Origin of the sequence: Microbacterium sp. Gd 4-13 (assembly GCF_003095395.1) — a bacterium.
GTDB lineage: Bacteria > Actinomycetota > Actinomycetes > Actinomycetales > Microbacteriaceae > Microbacterium.
Genome location: NZ_QEIJ01000002.1, coordinates 40,230 through 59,271, shown reverse-complemented (window position 1 = coordinate 59,271; position 19,042 = coordinate 40,230). Strand labels below are relative to the sequence as shown.

Genomic DNA, 19,042 nt, shown 5'->3' with positions numbered 1-19,042 from the left:
AATTCTTGGACGCGTAAAACGACGCGTGCAGGATCCCCCGGGGGGTGAGGATGCGAATCCTTCCCAAGCGCCGCGGCGCCGCGGTCGCCGCGGCCGTGGCATTGGCATTGATCGCGCTGAGCGGCTGCTCCGCACAGCAGACGGTCGATATCGACGTGCCTCCGCAGACGGATGCCGCTCTCCCCGCCGACACGGTGACCCAGCTCGAGGCCGCCGTCACGGCGGCCATGACGGCGACCGGGTCGTCGGGTGCGATCGTCGGAGTCTGGGCACCGTGGAGCGGCACCTGGGTGAGCGCGCTGGGAACGCAGTCGATCGGCGGGTCCGAGTCGGTGACGACCGATATGGCCTTCCGCGCCGGCGACGTCACGCGTGCGATGACGTGCGATGTGCTGTACGCGGTGGCCGCGGAGGGCACCCTCTCGGTCGACGACTCGGTGACGACGTACGTCTCCGCCGTGCCCGAGCTCGCGGATGTGACGCTGCGCCAGCTCTGCGACAGCACCTCCGGCATCGGCTCCTATGCCCCCCAGCTGCAGTCGCTGTTCCTGGGCAACCCCGCCCGGGTGTGGAATGCCCGGGAGCTCGCGGCCTACGGTCTCTCCGAGCGTGACGACTCCCAGCCCGGCACCGTGTTCCGCGACTCCGACGCGGGCTACCTCCTGCTCGGTCTCGCCCTCGAGCGCGCGAAGAACGAGAGCCTTCCGTCGCTCATCGCCCGGTACATCTCGGAGCCGCTGGAGCTGCCGTCGACGCGGCTCCCGGCGCCGGCGGCGCAGGCCCCCGGCGACGGCGCCGTCCTCGACGGCCACTGGTCGACCCCGGATGCGGCGGGAGTGTGGAACTGCACCGAACCGGCCGATTTCACCACTCTGTCGTCGAGCATCGGCGGCGCCGACTCGGGTGCCGTGACCACGATCGACGACCTCGGACGATATGCGCAGGCACTGGCGACGAACGCGCTCGGGTCGCAGGACGACGGGCGCTTCTCCACTCCGGTGCCGGTGGCCGCCGACCAGCCCACGTGGCTCACGACGACCGGCGGCGCCTATCAGGCGGGCTCGCTCGTCGGGCAGTACGGATCGATCCCCGGCTACATGACCGCGGCTTTCGCCGACCCCGCAACGGGTATGACGGTCGCCGTCGTGCTCAACAACTCGGGCGCGAATCAGGCGATCGGCGCATGGTTGGCGTGGGAGCTCGCGGCGATCGCCTCGAAGGCACCGGCGGCATCCGGGCAGACCGCGCCCGAGGCCGGCCTGCCGTGGACGGCCCAGCAGTGGCACGACCAGATCGCGGGCAACGCGATCTGCGCGCCCCCCGCGGCGTGACGCTCGCCTCGGCCGTGTCGTGACGACGCGTCGGACCAACACCGCGCTCACCTTCGTCCTCGTCGGACTCGTCTGCCAGGAGGTCGGGGCGTCGGTCGCCGTGCTCCTGTTCCCGCAGGTCGGACCCCTGGGCATGGTCATGCTCCGGCTGGTGTTCTCGGCCGCGATCCTGCTGCTCATCGCGCGACCCCGCCTGCGCGGACACACCGCGGGCGCCTGGCGCTCCGTCGTCGCCTTCGGCGCGGTTCTCGCCCTGATGAACGGGCTGTTCTATCTCGCGCTGTCGCGATTGCCCCTCGGTGTGACGGTGACGATCGAGGTGCTCGGGCCGCTCGCCCTCTCGATCATCGCGAGCCGCCGCGCGTCGGCGTGGGTCTGGGCGGGCCTCGCCCTCCTCGGGGTCGCCGCGCTCGGGGGCGGGGGCTGGGACCGGCTCGATCTGCTCGGCGTCCTCTTCGCCCTCGGGGCGGCGGCCGCGTGGGCGCTGTACATCCTCGCGTCCGCCCGCGTGGGCGCCGAGTTCCCGCGGCTCGATGGCCTCGCTCTGGCGATGACGGTCGGCGCGCTCATCGCGCTGCCGTTCGGCGTCGTCGATGGCGGCCCGGCGCTCCTCCGGCCCGAGCTTCTCGCGCTCGGGCTCGCCGTGGCCGTGCTGTCGTCGACGATCCCGTACGCGCTCGAACTGCTCGCGCTGCGACGACTGCCCGCGTCGACCTTCGCGATCCTCATGAGCCTGGGCCCGGTGACCGCCTCGCTCGCCGGGTTCTTCCTGCTGCAGCAGCACCTCGCCTGGTTGGAGATCGTCGGAATCGCCCTCGTGATCGTCGCGTCGATCGGCGCCGTCCGTGCAAGCACCCGCGGCGACGCCGCATCCGCCCGTCGCAGTTCCGATCCGCCGCTCGGCGAACCCCTCCCGTGAAGACCCTTCCCTGTCACGAACGGCGGCGCGCATCGACAGTTCGTGACGGGGGAGCGGCGCAATCGCGGGTAATGGACGTGCGCGCGCGACCGAGGAGTGCGACCCTCGACACATGAGCCATCTGGTGAGCGTGTCGGAACTGAGCGAGCTGCTCGACGCGGGTGCCCCCGTGCGGGTGCTCGACGTGCGGTGGCGGCTGGACAAGCCCGACGGGCGGGCCGAGTACCTCGACGGTCATGTGCCCGGCGCGGTATACGTCGATCTCGGTGGCGAACTGGCCGATCACACGGTGTCGCACCGTGGCCGCCATCCGCTGCCGGCGGCCGCCGACCTGGAGCGATCAGCGCGCCGTTGGGGGCTGCACGACGGCGACATCGTGGTCGCGTACGACCATGCGCGGGGCCTCGCGGCGGCACGCGCGTGGTGGCTGCTGCGCCGCGCCGGGGTCGACATCCGCGTCCTCGACGGCGGATTGCCCGCGTGGGTCGCCGCCGGAGGCGCCCTCGAGACCGGAGAGGTCACCGCGCCCAGGGGTGACGTGCACCTCACCGATTCGACCGTCGGGGTCATCGACATCGACGAGGCGGCGGCCTTCCCCGAGGCGGGGGTGCTCCTCGACGTGCGTGCGCCCGAACGCTACCGCGGCGACGTCGAGCCGCTCGACCCGATCGGCGGGCACATCCCGGGTGCCGTGAACCTGCCGACCCCCGTGCACCTCGCGGATGACGGGACACTGCGTCACCCCGACGAACTCCGAGCGACGTTCGCCGCGGCGGGCGTGACCGAGGGGACGCCGGTCGCCGTCTACTGCGGTTCGGGTATCACCGCCGCGCACACCGCCCTCGCGCTGGAGGAGGCGGGGATCGAAGCGCTCGTGTTCCCCGGCTCGTGGAGCGAGTGGTCCACCGCCCCGGGGCGCCCGGTCGCTCGCGGGGACGCCCCGTCCGGCATCGGCGCGGCGGAATGACGCGGTGCCGGTGACCGGCCGTCCACCCGGCGCGGCGGTGGCCGGGCTGGCGTCGCGCATCGAGGCCGCGGCGACGCCCGGACGGCGGTTCGTGGTCGGCATCGCCGGCAGCCCCGGGAGCGGCAAGACCACCCTCGCGGTCGCGCTGGTCGACCACCTCAACGCCCGCCGCCAGGGCGTCGCCGCACACCTGCCGATGGACGGCTTCCACCTCGCCAACGACATGCTCGACCGGCGGGGGCTCCGAGACCGCAAGGGGGCCATCGAGACCTTCGACGGGTGGGGGTTCGTGGCGTTGCTCGGGCGTCTGCGCGTCGAGACCGATCACACGATCTACGCCCCGAGCTTCCGCCGCGAGGTCGACGAGGGCATCGCCGGCGAGATCGCGATCGAGCCCGACGTCGACATCGTGGTGGTCGAGGGCAACTACCTGCTCGTCGATCGCCCGCCCTGGGCGGGGGTGCGGTCCCAGCTCGACGCGGCCTGGTTCTGCCGCACACCCGAGGCCGACCGCGAGGCCCGGCTCATCGACCGTCATGTGCGGCACGGGCGCACGCGCGAGGCGGCGACGACCTTCGCGCGGGAGGTCGACGGTGCGAACGCGCTGCTGGTCGACGCATCCGCCTCCCGTGCGGATCTGGTCGTCTCGGGCGTGACGGCTGAGCCCGGCAGCGTCGTCCCGGAGCGATAAACTGCACACCGCTCGGGACGCACGCCGAACCCGCCCGGCGGGAGAGGGCTTCGTGGACGATCCCGCCGAGATCCTCACCCGGCTCACGACCCTGCAGAAGGCGGCGCTGCTCAGCGGCGAGAACGTCTGGCAGACCCGCGCGGTCGCCTCGGCCGGCGTGCCGGCGATCCGGCTCGCCGACGGTCCTCACGGAGTGCGCCGACAGCTCGGCGCGGCCGACCACCTCGGGCTCGCGGCATCCGAGCCGGCGACGTGCTTTCCGACCGCGGCGACGGTGGCGGGGAGCTGGGATCCCGAGCTCGCGCAGCAGATCGGTGCGGCGCTGGGGCGTGAGGCCGCCGCGCAAGGTGTCGACGTGCTGCTCGGCCCGGGGCTGAACATCACGCGCAGCCCGCTGGGCGGTCGCAACTTCGAGTACTTCTCCGAAGATCCCGAGCTGTCGGGCATCCTCGCGGCCGCCTACGTGCGCGGTATCCAGTCGGAGGGAGTCGCCGCGACGCCGAAGCACTTCGCGGTGAACAGCCAGGAGCTTCGCCGGATGGTCAGCGACTCGGTGGTCGACGAGCGCACGCTGCGCGAGATCTACCTGACGGCGTTCGAGATCGTGGTGCGCGAGGCGCGGCCGTGGGCGTTGATGAGTGCGTACAACCTCGTCAACGGCGCCTACGCGCACGAGAACCGGCACCTGCTGACCGAGATCCTCCGCGAGGAGTGGGGTTTCGACGGTGCCGTGATCTCGGACTGGGGCGGGGGCGACGACCCGGTGGCCGCCGTTTCCGCGGGAGGCACGCTCGAGATGCCGTCGCCGGGGTTCGATTCCGCACGGGCGATCGTCGCCGCGGTGGAGCGGGGCGATCTCGCCGTCGCCGACCTCGATGCGCGGGTGCGGGAGCTGTTGCGGCTCGTCGAGCGGGTGACCGCCCGTGACGCTCCGGGAGAGGTGGATGCTGCCGCCCACGACGCGCTCGCCCGGCGAGCCGCCGCGGAGTCGGCCGTACTGCTGCGCAACACCGATGCGATCCTGCCGCTCGCGCCGGGCACCCGGGTGGCTCTCATCGGCGACTTCGTGACCGAGCCGCGCTTCCAGGGCACGGGGTCGTCGATGGTGAACCCGACCCGCGTCGCCACGCTGCGCGACGCGGTGGCCGCGACACGGCTCGTGACGACCGGAGTCGCCCAGGGCTTCCGCCGCGACGAGGTGCCCGACGCGGCGCTGGTCGCCGAGGCGGTCGCGGCGGCACGCCGCGCCGAAGTCGCGGTGCTCATGCTCGGTCTCCCCGAGATCGCCGATGCGGAGGGGCTGGACCGAACCACGCTCGCGATCCCCGCCGACCAGATCGCCCTCCTGCGCGCGGTGGCGGCGGCGAATCCGAGAACCGTCGTCGTGCTCAGCGCGGGCGGCGTGATCGAGACAGCACCCTGGATCGAGAACGCCACCGCGCTGCTGCACGCCTATCTCGGCGGGCAGGCCGGGGCGGATGCGATCGCCGACCTGCTGACCGGCGCGGCGGCGCCCTCGGGGCGACTGGCCGAGACGTTCCCCCGCGCGCTCGCCGACGGCGCGACGGCCGACACGTTCCCCAGCGCAGCGCGGACGGCGGAGTATCGCGAGGGCCTCTTCGTCGGATACCGCTTCTTCGACTCCGCCGGTGTCGACGTCGCGTTCCCGTTCGGGTTCGGACTCACCTACACGACCTTCGCCTACGCGAATCTGCGCGCGACGCCCGACGAGGTGCGGGTCGAGGTCACCAACACGGGCTCCCGCACCGGCGCCGAGGTGGTGCAGGTGTACGTCGGTCGGCGAAGCCCGAGCGCCGTCTACCGGCCCCGACGCGAACTGAAGGCCTTCGCGAAGGTGCGGCTCGACCCCGGTGAGACCCGTGATGTCGTGCTGGCGCTCGGACCCCGAGGCTTCCGCCACTTCGACGTATCGACGGGTGCCTGGGCTGTCGAGGCGGGGGAGTACGACGTCCACGTCGGCCCCAACGTGCGCGACATCGCGCACGCCGCGACCGTCACGGTCGAGGGCGACGAGGTTGCAGCATCCAGCGCCGACGACCTCCCGGCCTATCGTGCGGCCGACGTGCGTCAGGTCTCCGACGCCGACTTCGCGGCGCTGCTCGGGCGCCCGATCCCGTCATCGCACTGGCCGGTCGACCCGCTCGGATTCAACGATCCGATCGACCGGCTGCACGTCGCCCGCAGCCGCCTGGTGCGCACGATCTTCCGCGCTATCGAGCGTCGACATCAGCGCGCGCTCCGGGCCGGGCGCCCCGACCTCTCCGTGGTCTTCGTCTTCAATGCGCCCTTCCGCGCGATCTCGAAGATGAGCGGCAGCAGGACGACTCACGCCGTCACCGATGCCGTGCTGTTCCTCGTGAACGGACACACGTTCCGCGGAGCCGTTCGGGTCGTCACGGCCTACGTCCGCGGTCGCCGCGACGAGCGGGCCACGCGCGTGGAGTTCGATCACGGCCGCCAGCCGCCGCGCTGAGCGAGGGCTCAGCGGGCCTTGCGCGGCTTGATGAACACCGGCTCGGCATTCGTGCGCTTCGCTTCGCGCTTTTCCTTCAGAGTGAGCTTCGGCTCCTTTTTCGCTTTTCCACCGCGAGGGGCCTTGTCGGCCATGTCGATCACGCTTCCCTTCTTCAGCTGGCATGATTTCCGATGACCATAGTGCATTCACCTCGATAAAGCACTTCGCCTCCGTCGAAATGCGGACAGACGACGGTGCAGGGGGTCAATCGGATCGATTTGCCTTTTCCCGGAAGCGGGCTACGGTGATGGCATGTCCATGATCGCTCCGCCGGGAGGCCGCTCTGCGTTCCGCGCTCCGCCGCCCTGATTCGTCTTCAGGTTCTCGGTAGTCACGCGCGTCGCATTTGCGGCTTTTTTTGTACCCGGGGGCGGTTATCGCCAGCGCGCTATCGCGCCTCGCGCCGCATCGTGATCACATGCTCACGCTCCGACATCTTCGCGGGCAGAATTCGCGCTGCCCTTTTTCGCTGCATTCTTTCTCAGGATTCTTATGTCTGTCGATACCTCCACACCGTCCGCCCCGAAGCGGGACGTCTCTCGTCTTCGCCGCCTTCTCGAGCACGATCTCAGCCAGCGGCAGGAGATCGTGCGGCAGGCGGCGCCGAGCGCCGCGCCGAACGTCGACCCGGTGACGTGGGCCACCAGCACCGCGACGCGGCGGGTGTTGGATCAGATCACCGCGGCGCTCGCGCGCCTGGACGACGGAACCTACGGTCGGTGCCTCCGCTGCGGCGAGGGGATCGCCGCTGCTCGGCTCGAGGTGCTCCCTCACGCCGAGAACTGTCTCGATTGCCAGCGCCGTGTCGACGGGACCTGACGATGCCCCGGAGCCCTCCCCCCTGGTCGCGGTGATCGGGGACCGGCTGGAGTGTCTGGCGGCGATGCGCGCGGCGCCGGAGGCGCAGGAGTTCGCCTGCGCCTGCACGGTGTCGGGGCGTCACCGTGCCGTCGTCATCGGAGTGGACGTCGCCGCGTCGCGCACCCGCGGGCAGCTGCGAGCGGTTCTTCGCGACGTCGAGGCCCAGTGCTCGGTGCTCGTCGGTCGATTGCACCGGCTGCAGCACATCCTCGTCGTCCTCAACGGCTCGATGCTTCCGGAGCGCATCGTGCTGCGCATCTGCGACAGCGCGGCGCAACGCATCCACGCCTACCTCGAGCAGGCCTGCGCGCGCTCGATCGTGCTCACCGTGCTGCTGGCCGAGACGTGCGACGACTCCAGAAGCCTCGCCGAGCGTCTGATGGCGCGGGCACGACAACGCCCCTCCCTCGACGCGGGCATCGCGCTGCTCTGGCGCGACATCGCGAACGCGCCGATCGGCGCGGTCGGCGCCAACACCTACGTGTGAGCCGACGGCGACGATCCGCGGGTCACAGCTCGTACGCCAGGGCGTCGCCCGCTTCGAAGGTGAACCAGGCCGTCGCTCCCGGTGTGAGATCGAGTTCGGCGACGCGAGCGGGAAGCGCGTCGGCGGCGATGCCGGTCGAGCGGACGCGCACGAGGTCGCCGCGCGGCTCGAGATCGGTGATCTCACCCGAGATCGTGACGGCGTCGGAGGTGCGTGCGGGGCGCGTTCCGGTGGTGACCGTGACCGACGAGGGGCGGATCGACACGCCGACCCGTGCGCCCACCGGTATCGCGTCGATGCCGCGTGCGCGGAGCGAGTGGCCGTCGTCGGTGCGGATCCCGTCGTCGGTGCGGGTGCCGACGAGGAGGTTCAGGGCGACGAGTCCTGCCGCGAACGGTGTGGCGGGGCGGTCGAGCACGTCGCGCGTCGGCCCCGTGTCGACGATCCGCCCCGCTTCGAGGACGACGACGCGGTCGGCGAGGGTGAACGCGTCGAGCACGTCGTGGGTGACGATGACGGCCGTCCGGTCGGCGAGCACATCGCGCAGCATCCGGCGCAGCATCGGCGCGACCGATACGTCGAGGGCCGCCATCGGTTCGTCGAGAAGCAGGAGCGCCGGGTCGGAGGCCAGCGCGCGGGCGAGGGCGATGCGCTGCGCCTGCCCACCGGAGAGCTGGGCCGGCTTCCTGTCGTGCAGCTCGCCGGCGTCGACGCGTTCCAGCCACTCCATCGCCGTGCGGTTCGCCGCCTCACGCGGGACCTTCTTGCTGCGGGGGCCGAAGGCCACGTTGTCGCGGGCCGTGAGATGCGGGAAGAGCAGGGCGTCCTGCGCGAGCATCGACACGCCCCGCTCGTGCGGGGCGAGCCATCGGTTGCCGGTGCGGCCGGGCGAGATGTCGAACAGGGTGCGGTCATCGAGCCGCGCGCGGCCGGTGGTCGGTCGGAGGAGGCCGGCGGTGACGTTCAGGAATGTGGACTTGCCCGCCCCATTGGGGCCGAGAACAGCGACGGTCTCGCCGGCGGCGATGTCGATGGCGACATCGAAGCCGCGGTCGGCGACGGTCGCCGTGAACGAGAAGCTCACGAGCGCGCCTTCCCGAGTCGGGGGAGGCGCGTTTCGCCCGCCTGATGGGCGATCGCCACCACGATGATGGCGACGACGACGAGCACCAGCGACAGCGCCACCGCCGCATCGGGGTCGGTCTCGCGCTGCAGGTAGATCTCCAGCGGCAGGGTGCGCGTGACGCCCTGCAGCGATCCGGCGAACGTCAGCGTCGCCCCGAACTCGCCCAGTGCCCGCGCGAACGACAGCACCGCGCCCGACAGCACCGCGGGGAGGACGAGCGGCAGGGTGATGCGGCGCAGCACGGTCGTGGGGCGGGCTCCGAGGGTGGCGCCGACCGCTTCGTACCGCGTGCCGGCGGTGCGCAGGGCGCCCTCGAGGCTCAGCACCAGGAAGGGGAGGGCGACGAAGGTCTGCGCCAGAATGACGGCGGTGGTCGAGAAGGCGATTGAGATCCCGAGAACCTCGAGGTGCTGCCCGAGGAGTCCCCGGCGTCCGAAGGTGTAGAGCAGCGCGATTCCTCCCACGACCGGCGGAAGCACGAGAGGGAGGAGCACCAGCGACCGCAGGATCTTCTGCCCCCAGAATCGCGTCCGCGCGAGAACCAGCGACATCGGCACTCCGACGACGATGCACAGCGCCGTCGCTGTGAGCGAGGTGCGAAGGCTCAGCCAGAGCGCGTCCATCGACGACTCCGAAGTGACGAGCGGGAAGAACTCCGCCCCGTTCACGCGGGAGATCATCGCCACCAGCGGAACGACGACGAACGCGGCACCGACGACGGCGATGGCGGCGACCCACGCGGGTACGCCGGCGAAAGGGGAGCTTCTCCGGGGCGCCATGCGGTCGGTTACGGCTTCCCGAAGCCGGCGGCGGAGAGCACATCTTCGCCGACCGAGCCGGTGACGAACGCCACGAACGCCGCGGCGACGACGGGGCGGGCGGAGGACTTCACCACCGCGATGGGGTACGTGTTGACCGCCTCGCTCGATTCGGGGAGTTCGATCCCCTCGACGGCGCCCGCGGCCGAGATGACGTCGGTGGCGTAGACGAGTCCGGCGTCGGCCTCGCCCGAGATGACCTTGCCGAGCACGTCGGTGACCGATGATTCTTCGCTGACCGGAACGATGTGTGAACCGGTTGCCTGCTCGATGGCGGCCGTCGCGGCGCCGCAGGGAACCTGTGCGGCGCAGACCACGGTCTTCACCGCCGGGTCGGCGAGATCGGCGAGAGTCGTCACGCCGGCGGGGTTGCCCGGCGGCACGGCGATCTCGAGCACGTTCGTCGCGAAGTCGACGGGGGCGTCGGCGTCGACCAGGGCCGCGTCGGTCAGCTTCGTCATGCTCTTCTCGTCGGCGGAGGCGAAGACGTCGGCGGGGGCGCCCTCGGTGATCTGCGTCACCAGGTCGGAGGAACCGGCGAAGGTCAGCTGCACGGTCGTGCCGGGGTTCGCTGCTTCGAACTCCGCCGCGAGCTCGGTGAATGTCGCGGTCAAGGATGCCGCGGCGAAGACGGTGATGGATCCCTCCGTCTTCGCGGCGCTCGTCGGCGCCGTCCCCCCGGCGCACGCGGCGAGGGCGAGAGTGACGGCGGCGGCGAGGAGCGTTGCCGCGAGCGCGGAGGTGCGGGTCATCACGGGGCGTTCGCGTCAGGGGTTTCGATGATGACCGTGGTGGCCTTCACGACGGCGATGGCGACCGAACCGGGCTCGAGTGCGAGCTCGCGCACCGCGTCGCTGCTCATCAGCGAGACGATGCGATGAGGACCGCACTGCAGTTCCACCTGCGCCATGACGGTGTCCATGCGGATATCGGTCACCACTCCGACGAGCCGATTGCGGGCGGATCGCCCGATCTCCGAGGGGTCCGCGGGCAGAACGGCGTTCTTCCGACCGAGGAGCGCCACCGCGAGTGCGTCGACGACGGTGCGCCCCGAAGCATCCCGCGTGCTCTCCAGCACGCCGACGTCGATCCAGCGACGGACGGTGTCGTCACTGACGGCGAGAAACGCGGCCGCGTCTCGGATGCGAATCTGCGTCATGAAGCACATCATATTTCCGCAGAAGCGGATCCGCGACCGTGAGCAGGCCGTCCGAAGGTGAACAGGAGGTTTCGCCACCCTGGCAAACACCTGACCGCTCCAAACCGTCTCCCCATCCGTTCCGCATCACCACCCGTGCGGACGAATATCGATACGGAAGAAATCAGGAACACCGGGAGCGCCGCCGCAGCCGCCCCGTCCATCTCAGAGCAGGCCGGCTCCCTCTTCGCCGTTCTGCGCGCGATCTTCCCTTCCGTCGCCCCTCGCCGTCTCGTCGTCTCCCCGCGCCCGCGCACCCTGCGCCTCTCGCTCCCCGCCCCTCGACTCGTCCGCCCGGACGCCGGAGGTATCTCGTGATCCCGCTCCTCGACACACCCATGTCTCTTCTCGCCCAGACCGCACCGGGGCAGACCCCCGAACCCCTCCTCACCCCCGTCGCACCGGCTCCGGGGCAGCAGCCCTCCGGTGTGATCGACGTGCCCGTGCCCGCGCAGTCCGGCACTTCGGTCATGGGGGGATTCCTGCCCGATTGGTCGATCGGCGAGTGGTTCGGGTACAGCGGCATCATCGTTCTGGCGCTGCTGCTCACCGCGGTTGCCACGACGACGCTGTGGTGGATGCTGCATGCCTGGCGCTCCGCCGACGACCTCCGCGCGACGCAGTTCAGCTCATCGCCGCGCCCGGCCCGCCATCGCTTCACCCTCTTGGTGCCCGGGCGTCATGAGGAGGAGGTCATGGGGCAGACCCTCGACCGCCTCGCGCAGCAGGACCACCCCGACTTCGAGATCATCGCGATCGTCGGTCACGACGACCCCGGCACGGAACTCGTCGTTCGCGAGGCCGCGGCGCGCCACCCCCATCTCATCAAGGTGGTCGTCGATGACAGTGTGCCCAAGAACAAGCCGAAGGCGCTGAACCGCGCACTCCAGATCGCGACCGGCGACGTCGTCGGCGTTTTCGATGCCGAGGACGAAGTGCATCCGGGTCTGCTCACCGTCGTCGACTCGAAATTCCAGGAGACCGGCGCCGACGTCGTTCAGGGCGGCGTGCAGTTGATGAACTTCGAGACGAGCTGGTGGTCGCTGCGCAACGTGCTGGAGTACTACTTCTGGTTCCGTTCGCGCCTGCACTTCCACGCGCGGTCGAAGTTCATCCCCCTGGGCGGGAACACCGTCTTCGTCACCCGCGACCGCCTCGAATGGTCGAAGGGGTGGGACGACCAGTGCCTCGCCGAGGACTGCGAGCTCGGTGTGCGTCTGTCGAGCGACGGGGCCAAGGTCGTCGTTGCCTACAACCCCGAGTACGTCACCCGTGAGGAGACGCCGCCGACGCTGAAATCGCTGTACAAGCAGCGCACGCGCTGGAACCAGGGCTTCCTGCAGGTGCTGGGCAAGGGCGAGTGGAAGAAGCTCCCGACCCTTCGCCAGCGCATGTACGCCCGGTACCTCCTGAACATGCCGTTCCTGCAAGCCGCCACCGGCATCCTGATCCCGATCTCGGTGGCCTTCATCCTGCTCGTCAAGGTGCCGACCGTCGTCGCGCTCATCACCTTCCTCCCGCTGGTGCCCACCGTCATCACCCTCGTCGCCGAAGCCGCCGGTCTCACCGAGTTCGGCCGGGTGTACTCCAAGAAGGTGCGCGTGCGCGACTACGTCAAGCTCGTGCTCGGTCTCGTGCCGTACCAGATCTTCCTCGCCGCGGCGGCCGTGCGATCGGTCGTCCGCCAACTGCGTGGGGACGGCAGCTGGGAGAAGACGGAGCACACCGGAGCACACCGCGACCCCGCTTCCTCGACGACATCCGTGCCCCGCCCCGCTTCGGCCGAGCTCGTCGCCGCCGCCGCCGCTTCGGAGGAGAACCGATGACCTCGACGCTCGAACGCACGCCCACCGTGTCCGCTCCCGTGCCGCCCGCGAATGCCGGCGGCACCGCGCCGGATCCCGCCCGCGGCTTCTGGCGGGCGCGACTGATCGACCTCGCCTGGTTGCTTCCCGCCCTGGCGATCGGCATGGTCGTCAACGCGATCAATCTCGGCGGTTCGCCGCAACGCATCGACGACGAGGGCACCTACACCGCGCAGGCCTGGGCCATCGGCAACCTCGGCGAGCTCACCCACTACACGTACTGGTACGACCATCCCCCTCTCGGGTGGATTCAGATCGCGGGCTACGCCGGTCTGACGGGGGCATGGGACCGGCACGACGTCGCCGTCGTCGCGGCGCGCGAGGCCATGCTCGTCGCGACGGCGATCGCGGGGATCCTGCTGTGGTTCCTGGTGCGTCGCATCGGCTTCGCACGCCTCACCGCGTCCGTCGCGACGGCGCTGTTCCTGCTGTCGCCGCTGGCCGTGCAGTTCCACCGCCAGGTGTATCTCGACAACATCGCGACGGCATGGCTTCTCGGAGCCCTCCTGCTCGCGATGAGCAGGCGCAAGCAACTGCTCGGATACATCGGAGCGGCAGCGGCATTCGGGATCGCCGTCCTCACCAAGGAGACCTACCTCCTCGCACTGCCGCTGATCGCGTGGTTCATGTGGCGAGGTGCCGACCGCACGACGCGTCGCTACACGCTCTCCGTCGCATCGGCGGTGCTGGCTCTCATCGGCCTCACCTACGTCGCCTTCGCACTCGTCAAGGGCGAGGTCGCTCCCGGCGCCGGTCGGGTCAGCCTCTTCGAAGGACTCGCCTTCCAGCTGGCCTCTCGCGAGGGCAGCGGATCACTGTTCGACCCCGACAGCCTCATGTCGCGCACCGTCGGCATGTGGTGGCAGCTCGATTCCGTGCTGATCGTCGCCTCTCTCGCGGCGGCGGTGGCGGCCCTCTTCGTGCGCCGCCTGCGTCCGTGGGCGATCACCCTGCTCGCGCTCACCGCGTTCATGTTCCGCGGCGGGTACCTGCCCGTGCCGTACGTGATCATGCTGCTGCCGTTCGCCGCGATCGTGGTCGCGGGGATCGGACAGGTCGCTGTCGAGCGCATTCGCGCCCGGTCGACTCGGCATCGGCTCATCTCCCGCGTGGGCGGTGCCGGTGTCGCGGTAGGCCTGGTCGTCGCTCTGGTGGCGGGCGGTCCACTCTGGACCGCGCAGTTGCGCGGATTTCTGCTCGCCGACCTCGACCGTCCGCTGCGCGACGCCGAGACCTGGATGGCCGACAACGCCCCGGCCGACTCCCGGATGCTCGTTGACGACGCCATGTGGGTCGATCTCGTCGACGAGGGCTTCACCCGCGAGAACGTTGTCTGGTACTACAAGGCCGACACCGACTCCGACGTGCAGGCGCTCGCCCCCGACGGGTGGCGGGACTACGACTACGTCGTCACCACCGACTCGATGCGCACCTTCCCGACGGAGTTCCCGACCGTGAGCCAGGCCATCGAGAACAGCGTGGTCGTCGCCTCCTTCGGCGAGGGCGCGCAGCAGGTCGATGTGCGCTTCATCGACAGCGAGCAGTCCGGTCTGGCACAGGCGAGCGACGACGGTCTCTACGCCGCGCGATCGATCGCCGGCCAGCAGCTGCTGCAGAACCCCTCGGTCGGCGTTCCCGTCGAGGAGCAGGACCTGCTGACCTCGGGCGTCGTCGACGGCCGCATCCTGCTCACGCTCGGACAGCTCGCCGCGATCGGGCGCATCGACATCGCCGACATCGCCCAGCTCGACGGCGACCCCTCCGGCGTGCATCGTCAGCTGGTCATCAGCGCGTTCGCCGGCGAGGACGCCCGTGGCGATGCCCCGGGTTCCGACGCGGCGCTGCGCTTCTACGAATCCCTCACCGGCCAGCTGGCGCCCCTGTCCGCCGTGCGCAGCGATGCGGGGGTGGTCATCACGTTCTCTCCCGTCGAACCCGTGAACCTGCTGCCGCGTCCCGCGGCGTGACCTGCCCCCGCCGCACCCGACCCCGTCCTCACACCCCCGAAGAAAGGATCACCATGATTCCGAACGCTTCCACTCCCGGCTCCCCGCGCCGCACCCCTCGGCGCCGCGTGCGCGGCCTGGCCCTCATGGCCGCGGCCCTCCTCCCGGTCGCCCTCGGCGTGGCGGTCGCGCCCGCAGCATCCGCCGCTCCTGCCGAGCCCGGCGGATGGGCCCGCGTCGCCCACCTCTCACCCGACACCAAGTCGGTCGATGTGCAGATGACCGCTCTCGCGGGCGGTTCCGTCGTCTACGAGCTCGAAGACGTCGCGTACGGCGCGGTGAGCGACTACATCCCGCTCGCCGAGGGGACGTACGTCGTCTCGATGGTGCCGTCGGATGCGGCGGACGATGCCGAGCCGGTCGTGCGCCAGTCGGTCGACGTCGCCGCCGGGGGTCCGGTGACCGTCGCCGCCTACGGTCGCAACGACGACCTCCAGACCACCGTCTTCCAGGACGACCTCTCCGCCCCCGCCGAGGGGCAGGCGCGCGTGCGCGTCGTGCAGGCGTCGACCGTCGAACCCCGCGTCGACGTCGACACCGTCGAAGGCCGCTCGATCGCCCGCGAGGTTCCGACCGGGGCGGCGACCGGCTACGCCTCCGTAGCCGCCGGCGCATGGGATCTCGAGCTGACCGGAGCCGACGTGGTGTCGTCCTCCGCGGTCGACCTGCCCGCGGGCTCGGTGTCGACGCTGTTCGTGCTCGACACCGCTGCGGGCGCGCTCACCGCGCAGGCCATCACCGACTCGGCCACTCTCGCCGACATGCCCGTCGGCGGCATCCACACCGGCGGGGGCGGCACGGCCGACGGTCAGACCGGAACCCTCGGGGGCGTCGCGGCCGCGGGACTCCTCCTCGGAGGAGCCGTCGTCGCGCTCATCATGCGTCGTCGCCACGCCACCGCGGGAACCGTGTGATCGGCCTCCGGCGCGCGCTCGCCGCGTCGTCCGTCGCCGTCGCGGTCGCCCTCGTGGCCGCGGCGTGCGCGGCCCCGGTCGCCGATCCGGGCTCCGAGGCAACGGACGGATCCGCGTCTGCGGCGGCGGACTTCCTCGAGCAGTACGCCGACGACGGGCGCGTGGTGCGCACCGACCAGGGTGGCGACACGGTGAGCGAGGGGCAAGCGTACGGCCTGCTGCTCGCCGTCGCCGCCGACGACGAGGAGACGTTCGACGAGATCTGGGAGTGGACCACCGCCCACCTGCAGCGCGACGATCTCCTGCTCGCGTGGCGGTGGCAGGAGGGGGCCGTGGTCGATGACCAGCCCGCCTCCGACGCCGATCTCGACGCGGCGCGCGCTCTCGTGCTCGCCGCAGACGCCTTCGGGCGAGACGACCTCCGCGAGGACGGCGTCGCGCTGGGCGAGGCGCTGCTCGACGAGATGACGGCGTCGACCGAGACCGGGCGGATCCTCCTGCCCGGGCCGTGGGCGACCGCCTCGCCGCACGCGTATAACCCGTCGTACTCCTCACCCGCGGCGTACGCCGTCCTGTCGGCCGCGTCGGGCGATACCCGGTGGGAAGAACTCGCCACCGGCAGCCGCGCCGCGACCGAGGCGCTCCTGGACGTCAACGCGCTTCCGACCAACTGGGCCACGGTCGCGGCCGACGGCTCGGTCGCCATCGCCGGTTCGGCGAGCGGCGAGGGCGAGCCCGGATACGGATACGACGCCACCCGCACATCGATCCGCTACGCCGAATCGTGCGACCCCGCCGACCGTGCGGTGGCCGCCCGGATCGCCGCAGCCCTGCCCGACGGCGACGAGCTGCCGGCCGAGCTCGATTCCGGCGCCGAGGCGGTGACGAGCGACCAGCACCCCGTCGCCTACGCCGCGCGCGCGGCCGCGTACGCCGCCGACTCGAGCACGGATGCTGCGCGGGACGATCTCGCGCGCATGACCGAGACGGCGGTGGCGACGCCGACGTACTACGGCGACGCGTGGAGCGCCCTCGCCGGAGCGATGCTGACCGACGACGTGCTGGGAGGATGCCCGCCGCTCGACGCGGCGACGTCGGCGGCGGGCGCCTCGGCTTCCGCTGCCGACGGGTTCCAAGACCCCGTCGCCCCGGAGGCGGCGTCGAACGCCACGCCCGAGCACATATCGATCCCCGCCATCGGCGTCGATTCCGACCTCATCGGCCTCGGGCTGGGCGTGGACGGCTGGATCGAATCCCCCGCCGATTTCGACGCCGTGGGCTGGTACGAGAACGGCGTCGTGCCCGGCGCCATCGGCCCGGCGGTGATCGCGGGGCACGTCGACTCCCCGACGGCACCCGCCGTCTTCTACGACCTTCCGAAGCTCGTCCCGGGCGACACCGTCTCCGTCGCGCGCAGCGACGGCACCACGGCGGACTTCGTCGTCACCGGCATCCAGACGGTGGAGAAGGACAGCTTCCCGACGGAGTCGATCTACGCCCCGGTGCCGACCCCGGAACTGCGGCTCGTGACCTGCGGCGGCGCGTGGGACCCCCAGACCGGACACTACGTCGACAACGTGGTCGTCACCGCCATCGCCGCCTGACACGTCGAGAACCGCCGCCTCGCGGCCGAAGGAAGGACCCGTCATGAACACCGCGCTGACCGTCATCCCCACGTACGACGAGATCGAGAACCTCGAAGCGATCGTCGATCGCGTGCTCGCCGTCGGACGCTCGGACGTGCTCGTCGTCGACGACGCGTCGCCCGACGGCACCGGTGCGCTCGCCGATCGCCTCGCCGCGCAGCATCCCGGCGTGCACGTGCTCCACCGAACAGCGAAAGACGGACTCGGACGCGCGTACCTCGCCGGGTTCGCGTGGGGACGCGAGCGCGGGTACGACGTGCTCGTCGAGATGGACGCCGACGGCTCGCACCAGCCCGAATCGCTGCCGACCATGCTCGACGAGCTGGCCGACGCCGACATGGTGCTGGGGTCGCGGTGGGTGCCGGGCGGAAGCGTCGTGAACTGGCCGATGCACCGCAAGGCGCTCAGCGTCGGCGGAAACCTCTACGCGCGCCTCGCCCTCGGGATCGACGTGCGCGACGCGACGGGAGGCTACCGCGCGTTCCGCGCCGGCGCTCTCGACGCCATCGGACTGGACGGGGTCGCGTCGCAGGGCTACTGCTTCCAGCTCGACCTGCTCTGGCGAGGGCTCGAGCGCGGCCTGCGCGTCGTCGAAGTGCCGATCACCTTCGTCGAGCGCGAGCGCGGCGTCAGCAAGATGAGCGGCGGCATCGTGCGCGAGTCGCTGTGGAACGTCACCGTCTGGGGTCTGCGTCGCCGCGTCACCGCCGTGCGCGAGATCGTGCTGCACCGGCGCCGACTGCCTTCGGTGCGTGCCAATACGCGCCGCCTCACGCCGGCCTGACCGCGACGAGGAGCGTCCCGCGGCGGATGCGAGGTGATGCGCCACCTGCGGTGGGCCTCGCTCTGTGGAGGGGATGACGGGAATCGAACCCGCGCTATCAGCTTGGGAAGCTGAAGTTCTGCCATTGAACTACATCCCCGGGCAGCCTTTCGGCGTCGGGCCAGCATAACAGGGGGCTCTGCGCCGCAGCATCCTCTCGGATCGGTCGCGCGGCTCTAGGCTGATGCCGTGCTGCTCTCCGACCGCGACATCACCCGTGAGCTCGATGCGAAGCGCATCGTGCTCGAACCCTCCGATGCCGCGATGGTGCAGCCGTCGAGCGTGGATGTGCGACTCGACCGGTACTTCCGGCTGTTCGACAACCACAAATACCCGTTCATCGACCCTGCCGAGGACCAGCCCGAGCTGACGCGCCTGATCGAGGTCGCACCCGACGAGCCGTTCATCCTGCACCCGGGGGAATTCGCGCTCGGCTCGACGTTCGAGCTCATCGGACTGCCCGACGACATCGCCGCGCGGCTCGAGGGGAAGTCGTCGCTCGGCCGGCTCGGGTTGCTGACCCATTCGACGGCGGGGTTCATCGACCCCGGCTTCACCGGGCATGTCACGCTCGAGCTTTCCAACGTCGCCACGCTCCCCATCAAGCTCTGGCCCGGGATGAAGATCGGTCAGCTCTGCTTCTTCCAGCTGACCTCGCCCTCCGAGAACCCGTACGGCTCCGGCCCCTACGGAAACCGCTACCAGGGTCAGCGCGGACCGACGGCGTCGCGCTCGTTCCTCAACTTCCACCGCACCGATGTCGGGGTCACCGACGCAGGTTCGGCCGGCGGGTAGCCATACCGCTATCCGGCCGTTCCGGCGGTATGCGACACGCGCAATTGCACGTATGTGCA

Annotated in this window: 18 protein-coding genes and 1 tRNA gene; 13 read left to right on the top strand and 6 right to left on the bottom strand. The window is 70.9% G+C overall.

Annotated features, from left to right (window positions below; genetic code table 11):
* The first annotated feature begins 50 nt into the window (after positions 1 to 50).
* The 5 genes from DEA06_RS05020 to DEA06_RS05000 all read left to right on the top strand — a co-directional run bounded on the left by DEA06_RS05020 (position 51) and on the right by DEA06_RS05000 (position 6,402).
* Positions 51 to 1,331: a serine hydrolase domain-containing protein gene (locus tag DEA06_RS05020; RefSeq protein WP_116646890.1), complete on the top strand. Its 1,281-nt coding sequence runs from the start codon at positions 51 to 53 to the stop codon at positions 1,329 to 1,331.
* Positions 1,332 to 1,350: 19 nt separating this feature from the next.
* Positions 1,351 to 2,250 carry an EamA family transporter gene (locus DEA06_RS05015; protein WP_116646889.1) on the top strand — a complete coding sequence of 300 codons (900 nt, stop codon included), beginning with the start codon at positions 1,351 to 1,353 and terminating at the stop codon, positions 2,248 to 2,250.
* A 112-nt stretch (positions 2,251 to 2,362) separates the two neighbouring features.
* On the top strand, positions 2,363 to 3,217 hold the full coding sequence (locus DEA06_RS05010) for a sulfurtransferase (protein ID WP_116646888.1): 855 nt from the start codon (positions 2,363 to 2,365) through the stop codon (positions 3,215 to 3,217).
* A 10-nt stretch (positions 3,218 to 3,227) separates the two neighbouring features.
* Positions 3,228 to 3,908 carry a nucleoside/nucleotide kinase family protein gene (locus DEA06_RS05005; RefSeq protein WP_240606826.1) on the top strand — a complete coding sequence of 227 codons (681 nt, stop codon included), beginning with the start codon at positions 3,228 to 3,230 and terminating at the stop codon, positions 3,906 to 3,908.
* 52 nt (positions 3,909 to 3,960) lie between these two features.
* Positions 3,961 to 6,402, top strand: a complete 2,442-nt coding sequence (locus DEA06_RS05000; RefSeq protein ID WP_240606825.1) for a glycoside hydrolase family 3 C-terminal domain-containing protein — start codon at positions 3,961 to 3,963, stop codon at positions 6,400 to 6,402.
* Between the two features lie 8 nt (positions 6,403 to 6,410).
* On the opposite strand, the gene DEA06_RS16890 is transcribed toward DEA06_RS05000, so the two are convergent.
* Positions 6,411 to 6,545, bottom strand: coding sequence for a hypothetical protein (locus DEA06_RS16890; RefSeq protein ID WP_276308335.1), 135 nt, complete (start codon positions 6,543 to 6,545; stop codon positions 6,411 to 6,413).
* Positions 6,546 to 6,936: 391 nt separating this feature from the next.
* On the opposite strand from DEA06_RS16890, the gene DEA06_RS04995 reads away from it, so the two are divergent.
* Both DEA06_RS04995 and DEA06_RS04990 read left to right on the top strand, forming a co-directional pair.
* A complete protein-coding gene (locus DEA06_RS04995; protein ID WP_116646886.1) occupies positions 6,937 to 7,263 on the top strand; it encodes a TraR/DksA family transcriptional regulator in 327 nt (108 codons plus the stop codon).
* A gap of 64 nt (positions 7,264 to 7,327) precedes the next feature.
* Positions 7,328 to 7,792: a hypothetical protein gene (locus DEA06_RS04990; RefSeq protein WP_133241700.1), complete on the top strand. Its 465-nt coding sequence runs from the start codon at positions 7,328 to 7,330 to the stop codon at positions 7,790 to 7,792.
* Positions 7,793 to 7,814: 22 nt separating this feature from the next.
* Here the strand turns inward: DEA06_RS04990 and DEA06_RS04985 are convergent, their stop codons facing one another.
* Genes DEA06_RS04985 through DEA06_RS04970 form a run of 4 tightly spaced genes read right to left on the bottom strand, consistent with a single transcriptional unit; the run spans position 7,815 to position 10,895 of the window.
* A complete protein-coding gene (locus DEA06_RS04985; protein WP_116646884.1) occupies positions 7,815 to 8,876 on the bottom strand; it encodes an ABC transporter ATP-binding protein in 1,062 nt (353 codons plus the stop codon).
* On the bottom strand, positions 8,873 to 9,697 hold the full coding sequence (locus DEA06_RS04980; RefSeq protein WP_116646883.1) for an ABC transporter permease: 825 nt from the start codon (positions 9,695 to 9,697) through the stop codon (positions 8,873 to 8,875). Before DEA06_RS04980 ends, DEA06_RS04985 begins: the two co-directional genes overlap by 4 nt.
* An 8-nt stretch (positions 9,698 to 9,705) precedes the next feature.
* Entirely contained in the window at positions 9,706 to 10,488 is a 783-nt protein-coding gene (gene modA / locus DEA06_RS04975; RefSeq protein WP_116646882.1) for a molybdate ABC transporter substrate-binding protein, read from the bottom strand.
* Positions 10,488 to 10,895: a TOBE domain-containing protein gene (locus DEA06_RS04970; protein ID WP_116647254.1), complete on the bottom strand. Its 408-nt coding sequence runs from the start codon at positions 10,893 to 10,895 to the stop codon at positions 10,488 to 10,490. Before DEA06_RS04970 ends, modA begins: the two co-directional genes overlap by 1 nt.
* A gap of 377 nt (positions 10,896 to 11,272) precedes the next feature.
* Between DEA06_RS04970 and DEA06_RS04960 the strand changes: the two genes are divergently transcribed.
* Genes DEA06_RS04960 through DEA06_RS04940 form a run of 5 tightly spaced genes read left to right on the top strand, consistent with a single transcriptional unit; the run spans position 11,273 to position 18,149 of the window.
* Positions 11,273 to 12,760 (top strand): glycosyltransferase family 2 protein, encoded by a 1,488-nt coding sequence (locus tag DEA06_RS04960; RefSeq protein WP_240606824.1) that lies wholly within the window; start codon positions 11,273 to 11,275, stop codon positions 12,758 to 12,760.
* On the top strand, positions 12,757 to 14,766 hold the full coding sequence (locus tag DEA06_RS04955; RefSeq protein ID WP_116646880.1) for a phospholipid carrier-dependent glycosyltransferase: 2,010 nt from the start codon (positions 12,757 to 12,759) through the stop codon (positions 14,764 to 14,766). The genes DEA06_RS04960 and DEA06_RS04955 overlap by 4 nt, the downstream gene beginning before the upstream one ends.
* Positions 14,767 to 14,819: 53 nt before the next feature.
* Positions 14,820 to 15,719: a DUF4397 domain-containing protein gene (locus tag DEA06_RS04950; RefSeq protein WP_116646879.1), complete on the top strand. Its 900-nt coding sequence runs from the start codon at positions 14,820 to 14,822 to the stop codon at positions 15,717 to 15,719.
* Positions 15,716 to 17,323 (top strand): class F sortase, encoded by a 1,608-nt coding sequence (locus DEA06_RS04945; protein ID WP_165817927.1) that lies wholly within the window; start codon positions 15,716 to 15,718, stop codon positions 17,321 to 17,323. Before DEA06_RS04950 ends, DEA06_RS04945 begins: the two co-directional genes overlap by 4 nt.
* A gap of 43 nt (positions 17,324 to 17,366) precedes the next feature.
* Complete coding sequence (locus DEA06_RS04940; protein ID WP_116646877.1) at positions 17,367 to 18,149, top strand: polyprenol monophosphomannose synthase; 783 nt, start codon at positions 17,367 to 17,369, stop codon at positions 18,147 to 18,149.
* A 65-nt stretch (positions 18,150 to 18,214) separates the two neighbouring features.
* Here DEA06_RS04940 and DEA06_RS04935 read toward each other — a convergent pair.
* Positions 18,215 to 18,288, bottom strand: a tRNA-Gly gene (locus tag DEA06_RS04935).
* 89 nt (positions 18,289 to 18,377) lie between these two features.
* Between DEA06_RS04935 and dcd the strand changes: the two genes are divergently transcribed.
* Positions 18,378 to 18,983, top strand: coding sequence for a dCTP deaminase (gene dcd / locus DEA06_RS04930; RefSeq protein ID WP_116646876.1), 606 nt, complete (start codon positions 18,378 to 18,380; stop codon positions 18,981 to 18,983).
* The last annotated feature ends 59 nt before the right edge of the window (positions 18,984 to 19,042 follow it).

Excerpts from the sequence above, each read along its gene's own strand:
- DEA06_RS04955 (WP_116646880.1), top strand. The coding sequence starts at position 12,757 with ATGACCTCGACGCTCGAACGCACGCCCACCGTGTCCGCTCCCGTGCCG.
- DEA06_RS04950 (WP_116646879.1), top strand. The coding sequence starts at position 14,820 with ATGATTCCGAACGCTTCCACTCCCGGCTCCCCGCGCCGCACCCCTCGG.
- DEA06_RS05020 (WP_116646890.1), top strand. The coding sequence starts at position 51 with ATGCGAATCCTTCCCAAGCGCCGCGGCGCCGCGGTCGCCGCGGCCGTG.
- DEA06_RS04995 (WP_116646886.1), top strand. The coding sequence starts at position 6,937 with ATGTCTGTCGATACCTCCACACCGTCCGCCCCGAAGCGGGACGTCTCT.
- DEA06_RS04970 (WP_116647254.1), bottom strand. The coding sequence starts at position 10,895 with ATGACGCAGATTCGCATCCGAGACGCGGCCGCGTTTCTCGCCGTCAGT.
- DEA06_RS05010 (WP_116646888.1), top strand. The coding sequence starts at position 2,363 with ATGAGCCATCTGGTGAGCGTGTCGGAACTGAGCGAGCTGCTCGACGCG.
- DEA06_RS04960 (WP_240606824.1), top strand. The coding sequence starts at position 11,273 with ATGTCTCTTCTCGCCCAGACCGCACCGGGGCAGACCCCCGAACCCCTC.
- modA (WP_116646882.1), bottom strand. The coding sequence starts at position 10,488 with ATGACCCGCACCTCCGCGCTCGCGGCAACGCTCCTCGCCGCCGCCGTC.
- DEA06_RS04980 (WP_116646883.1), bottom strand. The coding sequence starts at position 9,697 with ATGGCGCCCCGGAGAAGCTCCCCTTTCGCCGGCGTACCCGCGTGGGTC.
- DEA06_RS04990 (WP_133241700.1), top strand. The coding sequence starts at position 7,328 with ATGCGCGCGGCGCCGGAGGCGCAGGAGTTCGCCTGCGCCTGCACGGTG.
- DEA06_RS04940 (WP_116646877.1), top strand. The coding sequence starts at position 17,367 with ATGAACACCGCGCTGACCGTCATCCCCACGTACGACGAGATCGAGAAC.